Source organism: Gammaproteobacteria bacterium, from assembly GCA_028819075.1.
GTDB lineage: Bacteria > Gemmatimonadota > Gemmatimonadetes > Longimicrobiales > Gaopeijiaceae > BD2-11.
In genome coordinates, this window is the sequence record JAPPMM010000049.1 from 134,705 (window position 1) to 149,053 (window position 14,349).

Below are 14,349 nucleotides of genomic sequence, written 5' to 3' on the forward strand. Positions count from 1 at the left end.
GGCGAAAAGCGAGAGCCGTATGGTGCTGACGAGCATCCGTAACACACCGAGGAGATGACGATGAACACAGTCTTGAGAACCACATGGCGCCTGCTTCCTCTGGTAGCCGTGATCCTCGCTCTCGCGAGCGCGAGCGGGGCGCAGCAGATAACCCCCGAAGCCTACCAGCAGCTTCGCTACCGACACATCGGCCCGGTGGGCAACCGCCTCGCGGCGGTGGCCGGGGTTGCCGGAGATCCCCTGACCTACTACGCGGGGGCCGCCTCCGGCGGGATCTGGAAGACCAGCGACGGCGGAGAATACTGGGAGTCCGTCTTCGATGACCAGACGGATCACTCGGTCGGGGCGCTCGCGGTAGCGCCCTCGGACCCGTCGGTCGTGTGGGCCGGGACGGGCGAGCCCCACATTCGCTCGAACGTCTCGCTCGGAACCGGGGTCTACAAGTCCACCGACGCGGGCCGGACGTGGCGTCACATGGGGCTCGGCGAGGGAGGGCCGACGCGCATGTCGCGCATCGTCGTCCATCCGCACGATCCGGACATCGTGTACGTGGGAGCGCTGGGCCACGCCCACGGGCCGCAGCAGGCGCGTGGCGTCTTCCGCACCACGGACGGGGGCGAGAGCTGGGAGCACGTGCTTTATGTGGACGAGAACACGGGCGCTTCCAGCATCGAGATGGACCCCTCCAACCCACGCCGGCTCTTCGCGGGCATGTGGACCGTGGAGGTGCATACCTGGGGACGAGAGAGCGGAGGAGAGGGCAGCGGCATCTACCTTTCGGAGGACGGTGGCGACACCTGGAACAAGCTCGAAGGCAACGGGTTGCCGGCGTTGCCGGTGGGGAAGACCGACCTCTGTCTGACCCCGGCCGATCCCAATCGGGTGTACGCGCTGATCGAGACCGGCGACGGGGTGCCCTGGCACGGGCGCGAGACCGAGAGCGGCGAGTTCTGGCGTTCGCTCGACGGAGGGTCGACGTGGGAGCTGATGAACCACTCCCGCGACCTGGGCGGACGCACCGCCTACTACAACAACTGTTTCGTCAGCCCCGACGACCCGGATGAAGTCTACTTCCAGACCTCCGGTTTCTCCCGCTCCCTGGACGGGGGCGCGACCTACGTTAACCACCAGGGCCGCCAGCGGCCCGGGGGCGACTACCACGACATGTGGATTGACCCGCTGAACGGCGACCGGATGATCGTGGGGAACGACCAGAACGTGGCCGTCTCCATGAATCGGGGCATGTCGTGGCACGCCACCGAGTTGCCCATCGGCCAGATGTACCACGTGACGGCGGACAACGCGATTCCCTACAACGTGCTCGGCAACCGGCAGGACGGACCCTCGTTCCGCGGGCCCAGCAACAGCCGCACGGGTGGCTTCGGGGGCATCGGCGGACCGATCTCGCGGTCGGAATGGGTGACCGTGGGAGGGGGTGAGAGCGGGTTCGCGACCCCCGATCCCGAGGATCCGAACATCGTGTGGTCAAGCGCGTCGGGATCGGGTGCGCGGGGCGGTGTGGTGGTGCGCTGGGACGCCCGCAACCGCCAGTTCCGGGATGTCGAGGTGTGGCCCGAACTGGCCAGCGGCCACCCGGCCAGCGGGGTGCGCTTCCGCTTCCAGTGGACGTTCCCGCTACACGTGTCGTCGCACGACCGCAACACCATCTTCGTTACCAGCCAGCATGTGCACCGGACCACCAACGGCGGCCAGAGCTGGGAGATCATCAGCCCCGACCTGACCACCAACGACGAGTCGCGCATGGGGATCTCCGGCGGGCTCACACCGGACAACATCGGGGTCGAGTTCTGCTGCGTGATCTACGCCTTCGCCGAGTCCTCCCTCGACGCGAACGTGATGTGGGCCGGGTCAAACGACGGGCTCGTACACGTCACGCGGGACGGTGGCGGGACCTGGAGCAACGTGACCGACAACATCCCGGACCTGCCGCCGGACGGCGTCGTGCGGGGCATTCACGCGTCGGCTTACGAGACCGGGAAGGCCTATTTTGCCATTGAGCACCACCAGCAGGGCAACTTCGAGCCGCACGTGTACCGCACCGACGACTACGGCGAGAGCTTCACGAAGATCGTCGAGGGCATCGCCGACAGTCCGCTCAGCTACACGCGCGACATCCACGAGGACCCGGTGCGGCCCGGGCTCCTCTATCTCGGCACCGAGAATATCCTCTATGTCTCGTTCGACGACGGGGACAACTGGCGGCCGCTCATGAACAACATGCCGGTGTCGCCGATGTACGGGATCGAGGTGCAGAAGCACTTCAACGACCTGGTGGTGGGGACCTACGGGCGCGGCTTCTGGATCCTGGACGACATCACGCCGCTGCAGCAGTTGAGTGCGGAGGTCGCGGGGTCGGCGGCGCACCTGTTCGCTCCGCGCGATGCCTACCGCTTCCGCGCCATCACGGCTGCGCGCTCCATGCCCAACGACCAGTCCGACGGCGACAATCCGCCCTACGGCGCCTCGATCAACTACTGGCTGGGCGACGGCAGCGCGGGCGGGGCGATGATCCACATCGCGGATGCGGCCGGTAACCCGGTGCGTTCGCTCGAGGGTCCGGGGCAGGCTGGAATCAACCGGGTGTGGTGGGACCTGCGGGACGAGCCGTCACCGGAGATCGTGTTCCGCACCAGGCCGCTCTACGCCGACTGGGTGGACCTTGGCGACGACCGTACGCGCTCCGGCGGACAGGGGCTCTCGATGCTGATGCCGCCGGGCACCTACACCGTGACACTCGAGGTGGACGGGCAGCCCGGCCAGTCGCAGGAGCTGCGCGTGCACAAGGATCCCAATTCCAGCGGAACCGAGGCGAACATCCGGGCGCAGCTGGCGATGTTCTCGGACATCCGGGCCGACTACGCGGAGGTGACGTCGATGGTGAACCGCATCGAATGGGTGCGGCGTCAGCTCTACGACCTGCAGGCCGTGCTGGAGGACCGGGGCGGGGCCGACGAGATCCTCGCTGCAGCGGCCGAGCTGGACGAGAACCTCATCGCGGTAGAGGACAATCTGGTGCGCCTGATCACCACGGGCACGGGGCAGGACGGCGTGCGCTGGGCGCCCAAGCTGGCGGAGGAGCTGCGCTACCTGTCCCGGGCGATCATGAACGGGGACTTCTCCCCGACGGATCAGGCGGGCGAGGTCCAGCGGCTGCTGAACGCGGAGGTCGTGGAGTACCGAACGCAGGTGGAGGAGCTGTTCGAAGGCGAGATCGCTGACTTCAACCGGCGCCTGCTGGCGAGCAACCTGTCACCGCTGATTTCCGACGGGTGATCAGGGCGGGGCGCGGCTCGTCCCGGTCCCATCCGCGGCATCAACGGGCCGACCCGCTGCGCACCGCTGCCGGGCAGCTGGCCGCAACCGCGCCGGGTCAACCACCGGAACCGCCGTCCCGCCTGCCGGGTACGGCCCGAACACTCCTGCGGGCCAACGAGCCAACCGTCCATCACGGGCCGCGCCCGGCGCGGCGCGCCCAAAGTCCCAACCCGTCATTCCATCGCCCAGGCTCGCGCGCGACCCTTCATCTCCCCGCGACCGCGATCCGAGCAAGAGAGAAGGAGGGTGGACGAGATGTGGCAGCTCTACATGGCTAATGGGCACCGTTCTGGCGGCCGTGGTCACTGCGGCGGCCTTTGGGTGGCGCGTGTCGAGCGCCATGCGGAAGGAGAACCGTGAGGCCCACGCCGGCATCCGCACCGAAATCCAAACGTTCCGGGAGGACCTCACGGCCGAGATCGCGGAGAACCGAGAGGCGATCGCAGGTCTCCGGGAGGACCTCGCCGCGTTCAAGGGCCACATGGACGCGAAGATCGACGCCCACGGCGCGCGGATCGACCTCTTGGAGGCCAGGGTCGCCAAGACCGGCGAGGACGTGGCGTTCATCAAGGGGCTCCTGACCGGCGGGGGCCAGGACTGAGCCGCACGGTCGCGCGGCTCCTCGTGGGCTGACCGGGCGCGGATCGCTTCAGGAATCCGCTCTCAGGCTCCGCCGCGCGTTCGCCAGGTGTCGACGAGGATGACGCCGTTGGCCGCGTCGGGGTAGAGCGACGCTGCGGAGGGCCCGCGCAGCACGCGAATTCTGCGTACTTCGGTCGCGGAGAGATCCTCCAGGTACACGATGTCCGCTCTGGCGCCGTCGATGTAGATCGAAGGCATGTTGCTCTGGGAGACGGAGCCGTTTCCGCGAATGCGGATCTCGCTTCGCGTGGTGCCCCCGATGGCGTCCGTGCGCACCATCAGGGACGGCACCCGCGTGGTCAGAAGCTCCAGGGCATTGCGCGCCGAGTCGGATTCATCGGGGATAATCTCGGTGTAGCTTCCGCCGTCCTCCACGTCTTCTTCGGGCCTGTCCGCGACGACGCGCAACTCGTCCAGCAGGAACGCCATGGGAGAAAGCGGGAACTGGACGAAGGTCACGCTGTTGGAGCGGACCTCCACCTCGCCCACGATGGCGATGTACCCGAGTTGCTCAACTCTGACGGAGATGTTGCCGGACGGCACGTCGCGCAGGGAGAAGTGACCGTCCTCGTTGGTGACTTCGGAGAGCTCGTGACTTACAACCTTAACGGTGGCGCCTACGATGGGCTCCAGGGTGACGTTGTCCACCACCTCGCCCACGATGGAACCGCCGTCCTGTGCATGAGCCAATGACGGTGCCGCGGCCAGGGTCATGGCGACCGCGATAAATCGAATCGGTAGATGCTTCACCGGGTACCTCCTGCGTTCTGCCCGCCAAGAGGTGTGATACCCGTCCGAGCGGCAGTCGTTTCCCGCGGGCTCGGCAAATCTCTCAGTTGGGAGGCAGAGCGATCCGGGCCTGGGCGCAGCCGGCGACGCTCAAGGCACGTTCACCACGACGAGCGCCTGCCACGAGGGGGTTAGCTGCGACTCGATGATCGCGTCCAGGTGGTCATCGTGCGGAATGACCCCGCACGGGAAGGCCGAACCCTCGACCCTGTCGATCATCACATAGCTGTCATCGTCGGTCTCGCGAATGTAGCAGCCTATCCAGAGCAGCGACGCCCGGCTCATGTCTCCCGCCTCGGGGGGCAGGTGGCCGAGCGCGAAACCGGAGCGCGTGAGCTGTCCCGCGAACCCGATGATGATCGAGTGCTCAAGCGGGCCTTCGAAGCCCTCGGGTGGCACCACCTCGCGAAGGACGCCAGGGATGTCAGGCAGCTCGACGGAGTGGATGGTGTCGTCTCCGCATGCGAGCGTTGCGAGCACGCCGGCCGCCAGCACGCGCTTCGCCCTCCGGTGCCATCCGTAGCCAGACGCCGGGAGTGAACTCTTCATCCGAACCCGGTTCCTTATCCCCGAAATAGCTCGTGGGGGGGCCGGAGCGGGCCCCCCCACGAAGTCCAACGTCGCGGTCTGGTCGTGACGGTACTACATGCCACCCATGCGCATGTCGATGAGCGACGGGTCGACCGCCCGGTAACCGGTCGATTCGATCCAGTCCATGTAGGACTCTTCGATGTTGTGGTTCGTGTCGTTCTCCGACACCGGCAGCGGGAAGCACATCATGAGCGGATCTTCCGGCACGTTGTAGCGCTGGGCCAGCGGTGTCGGAATGAACTCGAGGTGATTGTACTTGCCGGGCGTGAGCTCTCCGCCGGGCCCTGAAGACGGGGCGATGGACTCGGGGTTGGAGCGCCAGCGCCAGCGGTCGCCGAAGCGGCGTCCCTCCATGCTGAACTCGACGTACCGCTCGAACTTCAAGTACGTCCAGGCTTCTTCGGCGCTCATCGCGTGGAGGGCGTCCATCATGCGGTCGCCGAGCATCATGTTGCCCATCGGGGTCATGTCGGCGCCTTCGGTGAAGTCCTGAAGCTCATAGCCGAACTGGTCGAAATAGGCGGCCAGATCCGGGTTGGCGTCCCAGTCCACCTGCTCGTCCGGATGCAGCCTGAGGTCGAACTTGTTCTGATCAGTCATGTCGATCGGATAGACCGGCGTCGAGGTGCGCACGTTATTGATGTGCGCCATGGCCGCCTGCCAGTTGCCGTTCCGCAGCTCCACCTCCGCTTTGATCAACTCCATCTCGCGTCCGTCCACGAGGTCGATCTGCAGCTGTTCCCGCTGCTGCGCGCGGTCGGGCTCGAAGAAGAGGAATTCCCTCTCTGGATTTCGGGGCGCGATGCCCTTGAGCGGATAGAACATGGGCACGAGCGACACCCAGGTGGGCCGGGCCGGATGGGTTTGTCCGCGAACTGCGGCCGGCTTGCCCGCGGGAACCTCCCGGGAGCCATTGTCGTAGCCCCACGCGACGCGCGAGTCGCCCGTCAGGAGGAAGTGCTCGCCCGCCGGCGTGCCCCAGAACGAGAGTGACTGGAAGCCCAGGCTCTCCACGTGCCCGTAGACGTAGTAGTACTCGCCGCCGAAGCCCGAATAGGTGGTCAGGAACTTGAAGTCGAACGGTACCTGACCGGCATCGGCCCCGGCCCCGGCATAATCGCCCTTGAAGAGCTTGGCCGCGGCTCTGGCACCCACGGCCGCCGTCACCAGGTCGCTCATACCCGCGGACTGACCGACCGTAACCGCGTTGTTGAACGCTTCGATGGCGCGGTCGAAGTAGGCGAGCTTGGGCTCCGGTGAGCCCCCGTCGAAGATGGCGGTGCAGGCGTTCTCGCCCAGATAACGGCTGGCGAGCCCCGCCCAGAAGTGGGCCTGCGCGAGGGGCGGATAGGAGCCGGGATTACTGATTCCGCTGTCTTCACGGTTGAAGCGGCGGACGGCTTCCTCGCCAACCCAGCGTGCACGCTGGAGGCGACCCCAGCCTCCGCGTCCGTCGTAGTTGTCGTTGAGCCAGGCGACTTCCTCCTCGGGACGGACGCCCGCCGACCCGGTGTGGCCGCTCGCGTGGATATCGTGGGTGATGGCGCCGCCCAGCAACGCGTAGGTCCCGAACCCTTCCTGAACGCCGCGGATCGCGCCGTTCACGATGCCCTGGTACGCTCCCTCCAGGTTGAGGGTTGCATCCTGGACGGGCCCGGGGTTGGTGACCGCCAGGTCGCAGGCGGAGAAGACCGCGACCGCCGCAACCAGGCTACCAGTCAACATCCTCTTCGTAAGTCGTCTTACAATCATTTTCTAGTCCTCCTTGCCTTGCGGCATCCAAAACTCCTCGTTCTCGAACCAGGAGAATCCGATTCCCCGACCCTCGAGCCGGGAGAACCGGGCTCTCTCAGGCGCGGATTATCAGAAGACCGCCCGCAGCGAAACGGTGAAGTAGGAAGCCGGCGGCAGCGTCTCGTCGATGCCCTTCACCAGGTCGTGCCGGAACTCGCCCCTGGAGCCGGCGCTGATGCTGTTCTCGTTCTGCTCCGGATGGCCCGTAATCAGGTTCTTGTGGGTCCAGAAGGCCACGTTGCGGCCCGAGATGGTCAGGTCGGCGCGGCTGGCCCAGGTGGTCAGGCTGGGAAGCAGGCTCGAGATCGGAATCGACAGCGTCACGTCGCGGAGTTCGGCGTAGTCGGACTCGGAGTTGGCGTAGTCATATCGCCGCATGCCGAAGCACTGGGCAACTTCCCAGGCGTACATGTCCGCCGGGCGGGTGCCGGGCCACGGGGGTCCCGGGTTGGATCCGAGCTCGCCCTGGACCCAGCCGGAGTCCACCTTGCGGTAGGCGTCGTAGCACTTGGGGTGGGCGATGGTGCGCCCGGTGGCGCCGGCCTCGAAGTAGTTGGAGATCCAGCCGCCGTGCAGGTACTCGCCGCGAGCGGAGAGGCTGATCCCGCCAGGCAGGTCGAAGGACGTGCTCCCCGTCCACATGTAGGGCGGGTTGGCGGGACCGTAGACGGCGCGTCCGTCGGAGAAGACGGGATCGGCCAGGTCGTTGTGGTTCATGACCCGGTAGGCGTTGATCACGGGCACCGGCTCGCCCTCGATCACCCAGCCGTACTCGCCGACGCCGAACGGGGCGGAGCCACCGAGGTCGAGCGTCTTGCTGAAGTTGGTGGCGATGCCGAGGCCGAGATCCCAGCGGAACGAGCGCATGTCCAGCACCGTGGTGTTGGTCATGAGTTCGTAGCCCTTGTTCTCCAGCTCGCCCACGTTGGTGAGCTGGGAGGCCCAGTTCCCCTCGCTGTCGGGCGAGGTGACGAAGAACAGGGCATCCGAGGTTCTCTGGCGATAGTAGGTGACCTCGGCGCTGAAGCGGCCGTCCAGCCAGGCGCCGTCCATGCCGAACTCGTACTCGGTGGTGCGCTCGGGGCCCAGCGCGTCGTTGCCCGGGCGGGACGGCCAGTAGGCCTGCTCGCCACCTGTGCCGTAACCGATCGCGCTCCAGGTGCGCACCTTGTCGAATGCGCCGGGAGCGCGGCCGGCGAGGCCGTAGGCGCCGCGGAGCTTCACCTGGCCGAACGTCTCGGGCCAGAATGGCTCGTCCGAGATGACGTAGGAGGCGCTGACCTTCGGGTAGACGTCGAAGCGGAAGTCGTCGCCGAGGAGTGCGAAGCCGACCTCCTCACCGAAGGCGCTGTTGCCGTCCACGCGGGCGCCGACGGTCAGGAAGTACTTGTCGTCGATGCCGAACTGGTTCTGGGCGAAGAAGCCGCCCGTGACGATGCGCAGCCGGTTCTGGCTGATGCTCTGACGCGTGGCGCCGATCGACAGCGTGAAGTCGCCCGGACCGGGGTAGTGGCGCACCACGTTCTCGGTGTTCTCGATCTCGTTCTCGACGCCCTGGGCGCCGAACGAGAGCGTGTTGCGGATGTTGTCGGCGAGGTTGAAGCCCCAGCTGCCGACGTAGTCGAAGCTCACCACCGTGTTCTGCGACATGCCGCGCCGCTGCTCTCCGCCCTGAATGTAGTCGGAGAAGTCGCTCATGATGCCGATGGGGCAGAGCCAGCAGTGCTGCTGATCGTTGAAGTGGTCGTCCTGGGAGAAGTCGTACCCGAGGGTGAGGCGGTGCGTGAAGTCGGTGCCCGGGGTGTAGTTGACCGTCAGGCCGGTGACCGCGCGGGTGATCTGGTTGTTGTAGTCCTCCGAGAGCAGGAGGCGGAGCGTCTCCTGGTCGCGGCGCCCGGCCATGTAGTTCCGGGGGCCGCGGATGGCGGACATCATGATCGACGTCACCGAGTTGCCCATCTGCGCCTGCTGCAGGTTCGTGCGCGCCAGCGTGTTGTTGAACTGGATGAGCACGTCCTCGTGCGGCCGGAAGGTGGTGTTGGCACGGAGATTCAGCCTGTTCTCGGAATCGGTCTCCACCGCGCCGATGTTGTCGCTCCACGCCGCGGACACGAAGTAGCCGATGTCGCCGGTGCCGCCCCGGACCTGCATGGAGTAGCGCTGGCGGTGCCCGTTCCGGAAGACCTGGTCGAGCCACAGGTAGGGCACCTCATCGGTCCCGAAGGGACGGAAGTAGGAGTAGCCCTGCTGCACCTCTGCGGTCCACTGCGGGGCGCCCTGGCCGCCCTGCTTGGTGAAGATCTGGATCACGCCGGCCGCCGCCTCGGTGCCGTACAGCGTGGTGGCCGCGGGCCCCTTGATGACCTCGATGCGGTCGATGTCGTCGGGGTTCAGGTCGTTGAGCGGGCTGTAGGGATCCTCGGCCCCGTTCTGGCTCGAGGTCGGCTCGCTCTTGGCGCGCATCCCGTCGATGTAGATGAGGGGCTGGTTGCTGAGGGCGACGCTCACGTTGCCGCGCAGGCGGATGTCGGCGCCCGAACCGGAGTTGCCGGAGCTGAACTGGATGCGCGCGCCGGAGACGCGGGCCTGCAGGAGCTGGCCGACGTCGGTCACGGGCTCGGCGACCTCGGCGATGTTGACCTGCTCGATCGCGTTGCCGACCTCGCGCCGCCTGGCCTGGCCCGCGGTCCCGGTGACGACGATCTCGTCGAAGTCGATGACCTCTTCGTTCAGCCCGAAGTCGGCGGTCGTCGCCTGGTCGTCGGCGACCGTGACCTCCTGCGCCGCGCTGGTGTAGCCGATCAGCTCGACACGCAGGGTGTGGGTGCCCGCCGGCACGTTGATGATGAGATACCGCCCCGACGCGTTGGTGAGCCCGCCGAGCCCGGTGCCATCGATGAACACCTGGGCGGCGGAAAGCGGACGGCCGGAGCCGGCGTCCGTCACCAGTCCGGTGAGGGAGCCCACAATGGGGGTCGCCTCCAGGGTGCGGATTCCCAGGGCGTTGCCGAGAGACCTGGCGGCCCGGTCCACCGCCTGGGCGCTCACATCGCCGTTCGCGGGCACCTGTGCCTCCGCGAACGACCACGATGTGGCCCCCAGCAGCAGAGTAAGGGTTAGTAGCCTGATGACTCGCATAACACTCTCCTTCTCTGGGGTGGCTTCCCGCCACCGTTTAAAGTCCCCTCCGCCCCCTCCCGGAACGACCGCCACCTGAGCCAGTGCGCGTAAGGTACACACAGCCCTGCCCGGCCTCCGGGTGCAACCCGATCAGAATGGACGCCCTTCGCGTGACGCGCAAGGGGCCCCCTGTTGTCGATTCGCTGAAGACCGTCAGCCCCGGGTTACGCCTGAACCTTTTCGGAGCCTGGACGCAATGGCTCGGCAGTCGGCTACCTACGGGACGGCGATCGAAAAAAGCCGCAGGCCGATCATGTTCTCCGGGTCTATGTCCGGGTTGTCCGTCGTGCCGGCCGGAATCACGCCGCCCCGGATCATGAGTGCGAACGCGCCCACGCCCGCAGCGACGGTGATGATGGTGTTGTTGCGGTCGAACTCCCTGACCGCCGCCTCCTGAATCGCGCGGGTATCGATCCGGGTGGTCAGCACCGACGCCCCGGCGCCCCGGAGCTGGATGGTCAGGGTTCCGGCGGAGATCTCTGCCACCCGGCCGCTGATGCGGTTGCCGGACAGGTTCATCATCTGGACCGGAAATCCCTCCATGGCGGCCTGGTTCATCACTCGTCCGAAGGCTTCCTGGTCGAGGACAAAGCGCGCCTGCTGGTCGGGGGCAATCGTCTCCAGCGGCACCGTCGAGTAGGAAAAGCACCCTCCGACGGCGAGGAGAAGCACCGACATGGCCGCGAGATTGCCGCACCGGCGCAGTACACACGTGGTTGCAGTCATTCGTTTTCTCCCTCCTGGAATCCGCGGGAGAACCCTGAGCAGGGCTCCCGGGTCAGCAGGCGACGCAGTTGTTGTTGTTGTGGGATCCGAGCGACTCGAGCAGTTCGACCGTGCTCGGGAAGGGCAGGATGCGCTGTACCGGACCGTTCGCCATGTCGGCGGTGGTCTGGCCGCTCCGGCTCACGGCGGTGACGTCGGCGCCCTGGCTGACCAGGTAGAGGATCAGCTCGTTGTCTCCCCGGGCGGCGGCGTGGTGCACGGCGGTGTAGCCGTTGCGGTCGCGGGCGTTTACGTCGGCGCCCAGCTCCTCGACCAGGTAGCGCACCGCGGGAACCCACGCCTCGGGTACGTGGCGGTGGACGTTGGCGGCGAAGCCTTCGCCGTAGGTGATGCCCGACGCCGCGTGGATGGGCCAGGAACCTGGTCCGCCGATCGGGACGGGGGGCAGCCCGGACATGTCGGCACGGCCGCCGCGGCGGAAGCGCCTCGGGGCGTTCACCGTGGGGATGTGGGGGTCGGCCCCGTGCGCCACCAGCAGCTTCATCGCCGTGACGTCAAGAGCGAATGCCGCTCTCCAGAAGGGCGTCGCGCCCATGCGGTCGACGCTCAGGAAGCTGCGCCCGAACTCCGTGTACCACAGGGTCTTGTGGAGGCGCACGTTGGGGTCGGCGCCACCCTCCAGGAAGGCTTCCATCAAATCCAGGTAGGTGGTCTCCTGCTGGGTGTAGTCGGTCGGCTGCGGATGCCGTGACTTGGGGATCCACTGGGTGTTGAGGACCCCGTACAGGGGGGTCGCCCCGGCGTCGCTCGCCAGGGTGATGTCGGCGCCGCGCTCGAAAAGGACCCGGGCAAGGTCGAAGTGCCCGTTCAGCGTGGCCATGAGGAGCGGGCTGGTACCGTCTCCGGCGCTCACCCGGTCGATGTCGGCACCCCGGTCGAGGAGCGCCTCGGCGGCGGCACGCCGGCCGTCGCGCACGGCCATCAGCAGCGCGGTGAGCCCGCCGTAGTGGCCGACCAGGTCCGCGTGGGAGAGCGGCTGGGGCACCGTCCGGTCAAGGTCGCGCGCCAGCGATGGCGGGGGCTCGTCCGGGTTCAGGAGGGTGCTGACCGTGGGCTCGGGCTGGGCCTGGGCAGGGCGCCCGCCGCCGGTCCCGCCCTGCAGCTGCTGTAGCGCCTCCACCCGCTCGTCGCGGCGTCGCTGCGCCTCGCGGTCTTCTCCGTCACGCGCCGCGATGTCGATCACGCGGGCGGTCATGGAGGGATCCGCCCCGCCGTCGATGAGGGCGTGGATGGCTCCGGCGCGGTCGGTCGCCGCCGCGAACATGAGGGGCGTCTGCCCCCAAGCGGATTCCGTCGCGTTCGGATCTGCGCCGTGGTCGATCAGCGTCTCTACGGCTTCACCGCTGCCGGCGGCGGCGGCGAAGTGCAGCGCGGTGGCGCCTCCGGTGGTGGTGGCGGCGCGCGGGTTCGATCCCGCCTCGAGAAACGCACGCACGACTTCCGCGCTTCCGGCCTTGGCCGCCAGGTGCAGGGGGGTGTAGCCGCCCAGCCGGGTGACCGCGGACAGGTTCGCTCCGGCGCTGAGCAGCAGTTCGGCGGTGGCGGCGCTGCCGTTCTCGGCCGCCCAGTGCAGCGCGGTCATGCCATCGCCCTGGGCACCGTTGACGTCGGCACCCTGGTTGATCAGCGAGCGCACCGCATCCAGGTCGCCGCGCATGGCGGCGTCCGCGACCGGGGAGTCCGGCGGCGGCGCGGCGGCCAGGACCACGAGGGTCAGAAGCAGCGTGGCAATCGTGCGCGGAAGCTGTATCATCGCCTTCCTCTCCATCGGAATGCGCTCGTTCTCAGGAAATGTTCTGTGACTTCAAGAGCTGCTTTGTGCGGCCAGCACGCCCGGCATCCCCAGAGGGAACGCGCTGGTGCTGTCGCCGAAGCTGGTCACGTCGTCGTGGCCGAGGGCGTGCAGCAGGCTCAGCATGACGTTGGCCATGGGCGTACCGTCGGGAGCCTTGAGATGCAGGTTGCCCTGGACCTTGCCGTTGGACCCGCCCAGGGTGATCAGCGGGCATCTGCGGTGGTTGTGCAGGTTCCCGTCGGCCATGGGCGAGCCGTAGACGATCATGGTCTTGTCGAGCAGGTGCGTGTCGCCCTCCATGTTCTCGCGCAGGCGGTCCATGAGGTAGGGCAGCATGCTCACGTGGTACTTGTTGATCGTGGCGAAGTCGAGCACCCCCTGCGGGTTTCCGCCGTGGTGCGACGCCGGATGGAAGGGCTTGTCGGTGCCGCTCTCGGGATAGACCCGCGAAGAGGCGTCCCTTCCCAGCTTGAAGGAGAAGACGCGCGTCATGTCGGAGGCGAAGGCCAGCGCCTGCAGGTCGAACATCGTCTCGACGTGCTCGGTGAAGGAGTCCGGGACCCCGGCGGGGGCTTCGGGGAGCTCCCGCGGCTCTCCGCTGGTGTTGTGCGCCTCGATGCGCTCGATGCGGCGTTCGATCTCGCGCACGTTCTCCAGGTACTGGTCGATGCGCTGCCGGTCCGAGGGCCGGAGATCCTGCTTCAACCTGGCCACGTCGCGGGCGATCCAGTCGAGGATGCTGCGGCTGGTGCGGCGCCGGGCGGCGCGCTCCTCCGCGGTTCCGCCTGCGCCGAAGAGCTGGTCGAACGCGATGCGCGGATCGCGGATCATCGGCAGCGGCTCGGTGGGGGAGGCCCAACTGATGGTGTCGGTGTAGACGCAGGCGTAGCCGTACGCACACCCGCCGGCCTGATCCACGTTCTCGATGCAGAGCTGCATGGACGGGATCGGCGTCTCCTGCCCGAAGCGCCGGGCGTGCAACTGGTCGAGCGAGGTGCCGACGTAGACGTCGGAGGCCTCGGTCTGCTTGGGGTGCGCCTGCGTGAGGAAGACGGCGCTCGACCGGAAGTGGTCGCCGCCGATCTCCTTGGGCTGGTAGGCCTCGGCGTTCGCGACGTCGGTGTTGCTGAAGATCGTCAGGTAGTCGCGATAGCGCTCCAGCGGGGCGAGCGAACTGGGGCCCAGATCGAAGTCGCTCCCCGTCGCGGCGGGAGACCAGAGGTTCTGGGTGGCGCCCCACTCGTTGGCGCCGGCCGACCCGTGGACGATCTCGATGGCAATGAGCCGGGTGGGATCGTCGTTGCGTGCCGCCCGCGACCAGGTGCGGCCCGCCGGGATCATGGCGTCGAGCATGGGCAGCGCGACGGTGGCGCCCACGCCCCGCAGGAAGGTGCGCCGGGGGATGTGCTTTCCGGTGATGAAGTGCATCGATGTCT

9 protein-coding genes are annotated in these 14,349 nt (G+C 67.4%); 2 read left to right on the forward strand and 7 right to left on the reverse strand.

What is annotated here, in order from left to right; translation table 11 throughout:
* The first annotated feature begins 60 nt into the window (after positions 1 to 60).
* Together OXU32_13675 and OXU32_13680 are read left to right on the forward strand one after the other, a co-directional pair.
* The gene (locus OXU32_13675) at positions 61 to 3,294 is read left to right on the forward strand and encodes a sialidase (protein ID MDE0075001.1); all 3,234 of its coding nucleotides are present in this window, start codon (positions 61 to 63) and stop codon (positions 3,292 to 3,294) included.
* A gap of 319 nt (positions 3,295 to 3,613) precedes the next feature.
* Positions 3,614 to 3,937, forward strand: a complete 324-nt coding sequence (locus tag OXU32_13680) for a hypothetical protein (protein ID MDE0075002.1) — start codon at positions 3,614 to 3,616, stop codon at positions 3,935 to 3,937.
* Between the two features lie 62 nt (positions 3,938 to 3,999).
* Here OXU32_13680 and OXU32_13685 read toward each other — a convergent pair whose 3' ends face one another.
* The 7 genes from OXU32_13685 to OXU32_13715 all read right to left on the reverse strand — a co-directional run bounded on the left by OXU32_13685 (position 4,000) and on the right by OXU32_13715 (position 14,341).
* The gene (locus OXU32_13685) at positions 4,000 to 4,728 is read right to left on the reverse strand and encodes a carboxypeptidase-like regulatory domain-containing protein (protein MDE0075003.1); all 729 of its coding nucleotides are present in this window, start codon (positions 4,726 to 4,728) and stop codon (positions 4,000 to 4,002) included.
* A 129-nt stretch (positions 4,729 to 4,857) separates the two neighbouring features.
* Positions 4,858 to 5,316 (reverse strand): hypothetical protein, encoded by a 459-nt coding sequence (locus OXU32_13690; protein MDE0075004.1) that lies wholly within the window; start codon positions 5,314 to 5,316, stop codon positions 4,858 to 4,860.
* A 93-nt stretch (positions 5,317 to 5,409) separates the two neighbouring features.
* The gene (locus OXU32_13695) at positions 5,410 to 7,110 is read right to left on the reverse strand and encodes a RagB/SusD family nutrient uptake outer membrane protein (GenBank protein MDE0075005.1); all 1,701 of its coding nucleotides are present in this window, start codon (positions 7,108 to 7,110) and stop codon (positions 5,410 to 5,412) included.
* A gap of 111 nt (positions 7,111 to 7,221) precedes the next feature.
* Positions 7,222 to 10,290 (reverse strand): TonB-dependent receptor, encoded by a 3,069-nt coding sequence (locus OXU32_13700; protein ID MDE0075006.1) that lies wholly within the window; start codon positions 10,288 to 10,290, stop codon positions 7,222 to 7,224.
* 258 nt (positions 10,291 to 10,548) lie between these two features.
* Positions 10,549 to 11,058 (reverse strand): hypothetical protein, encoded by a 510-nt coding sequence (locus tag OXU32_13705; protein ID MDE0075007.1) that lies wholly within the window; start codon positions 11,056 to 11,058, stop codon positions 10,549 to 10,551.
* A gap of 52 nt (positions 11,059 to 11,110) precedes the next feature.
* Positions 11,111 to 12,871, reverse strand: a complete 1,761-nt coding sequence (locus tag OXU32_13710) for an ankyrin repeat domain-containing protein (GenBank protein MDE0075008.1) — start codon at positions 12,869 to 12,871, stop codon at positions 11,111 to 11,113.
* 51 nt (positions 12,872 to 12,922) lie between these two features.
* Positions 12,923 to 14,341: a DUF1552 domain-containing protein gene (locus tag OXU32_13715; protein ID MDE0075009.1), complete on the reverse strand. Its 1,419-nt coding sequence runs from the start codon at positions 14,339 to 14,341 to the stop codon at positions 12,923 to 12,925.
* Positions 14,342 to 14,349 lie beyond the last annotated feature (8 nt).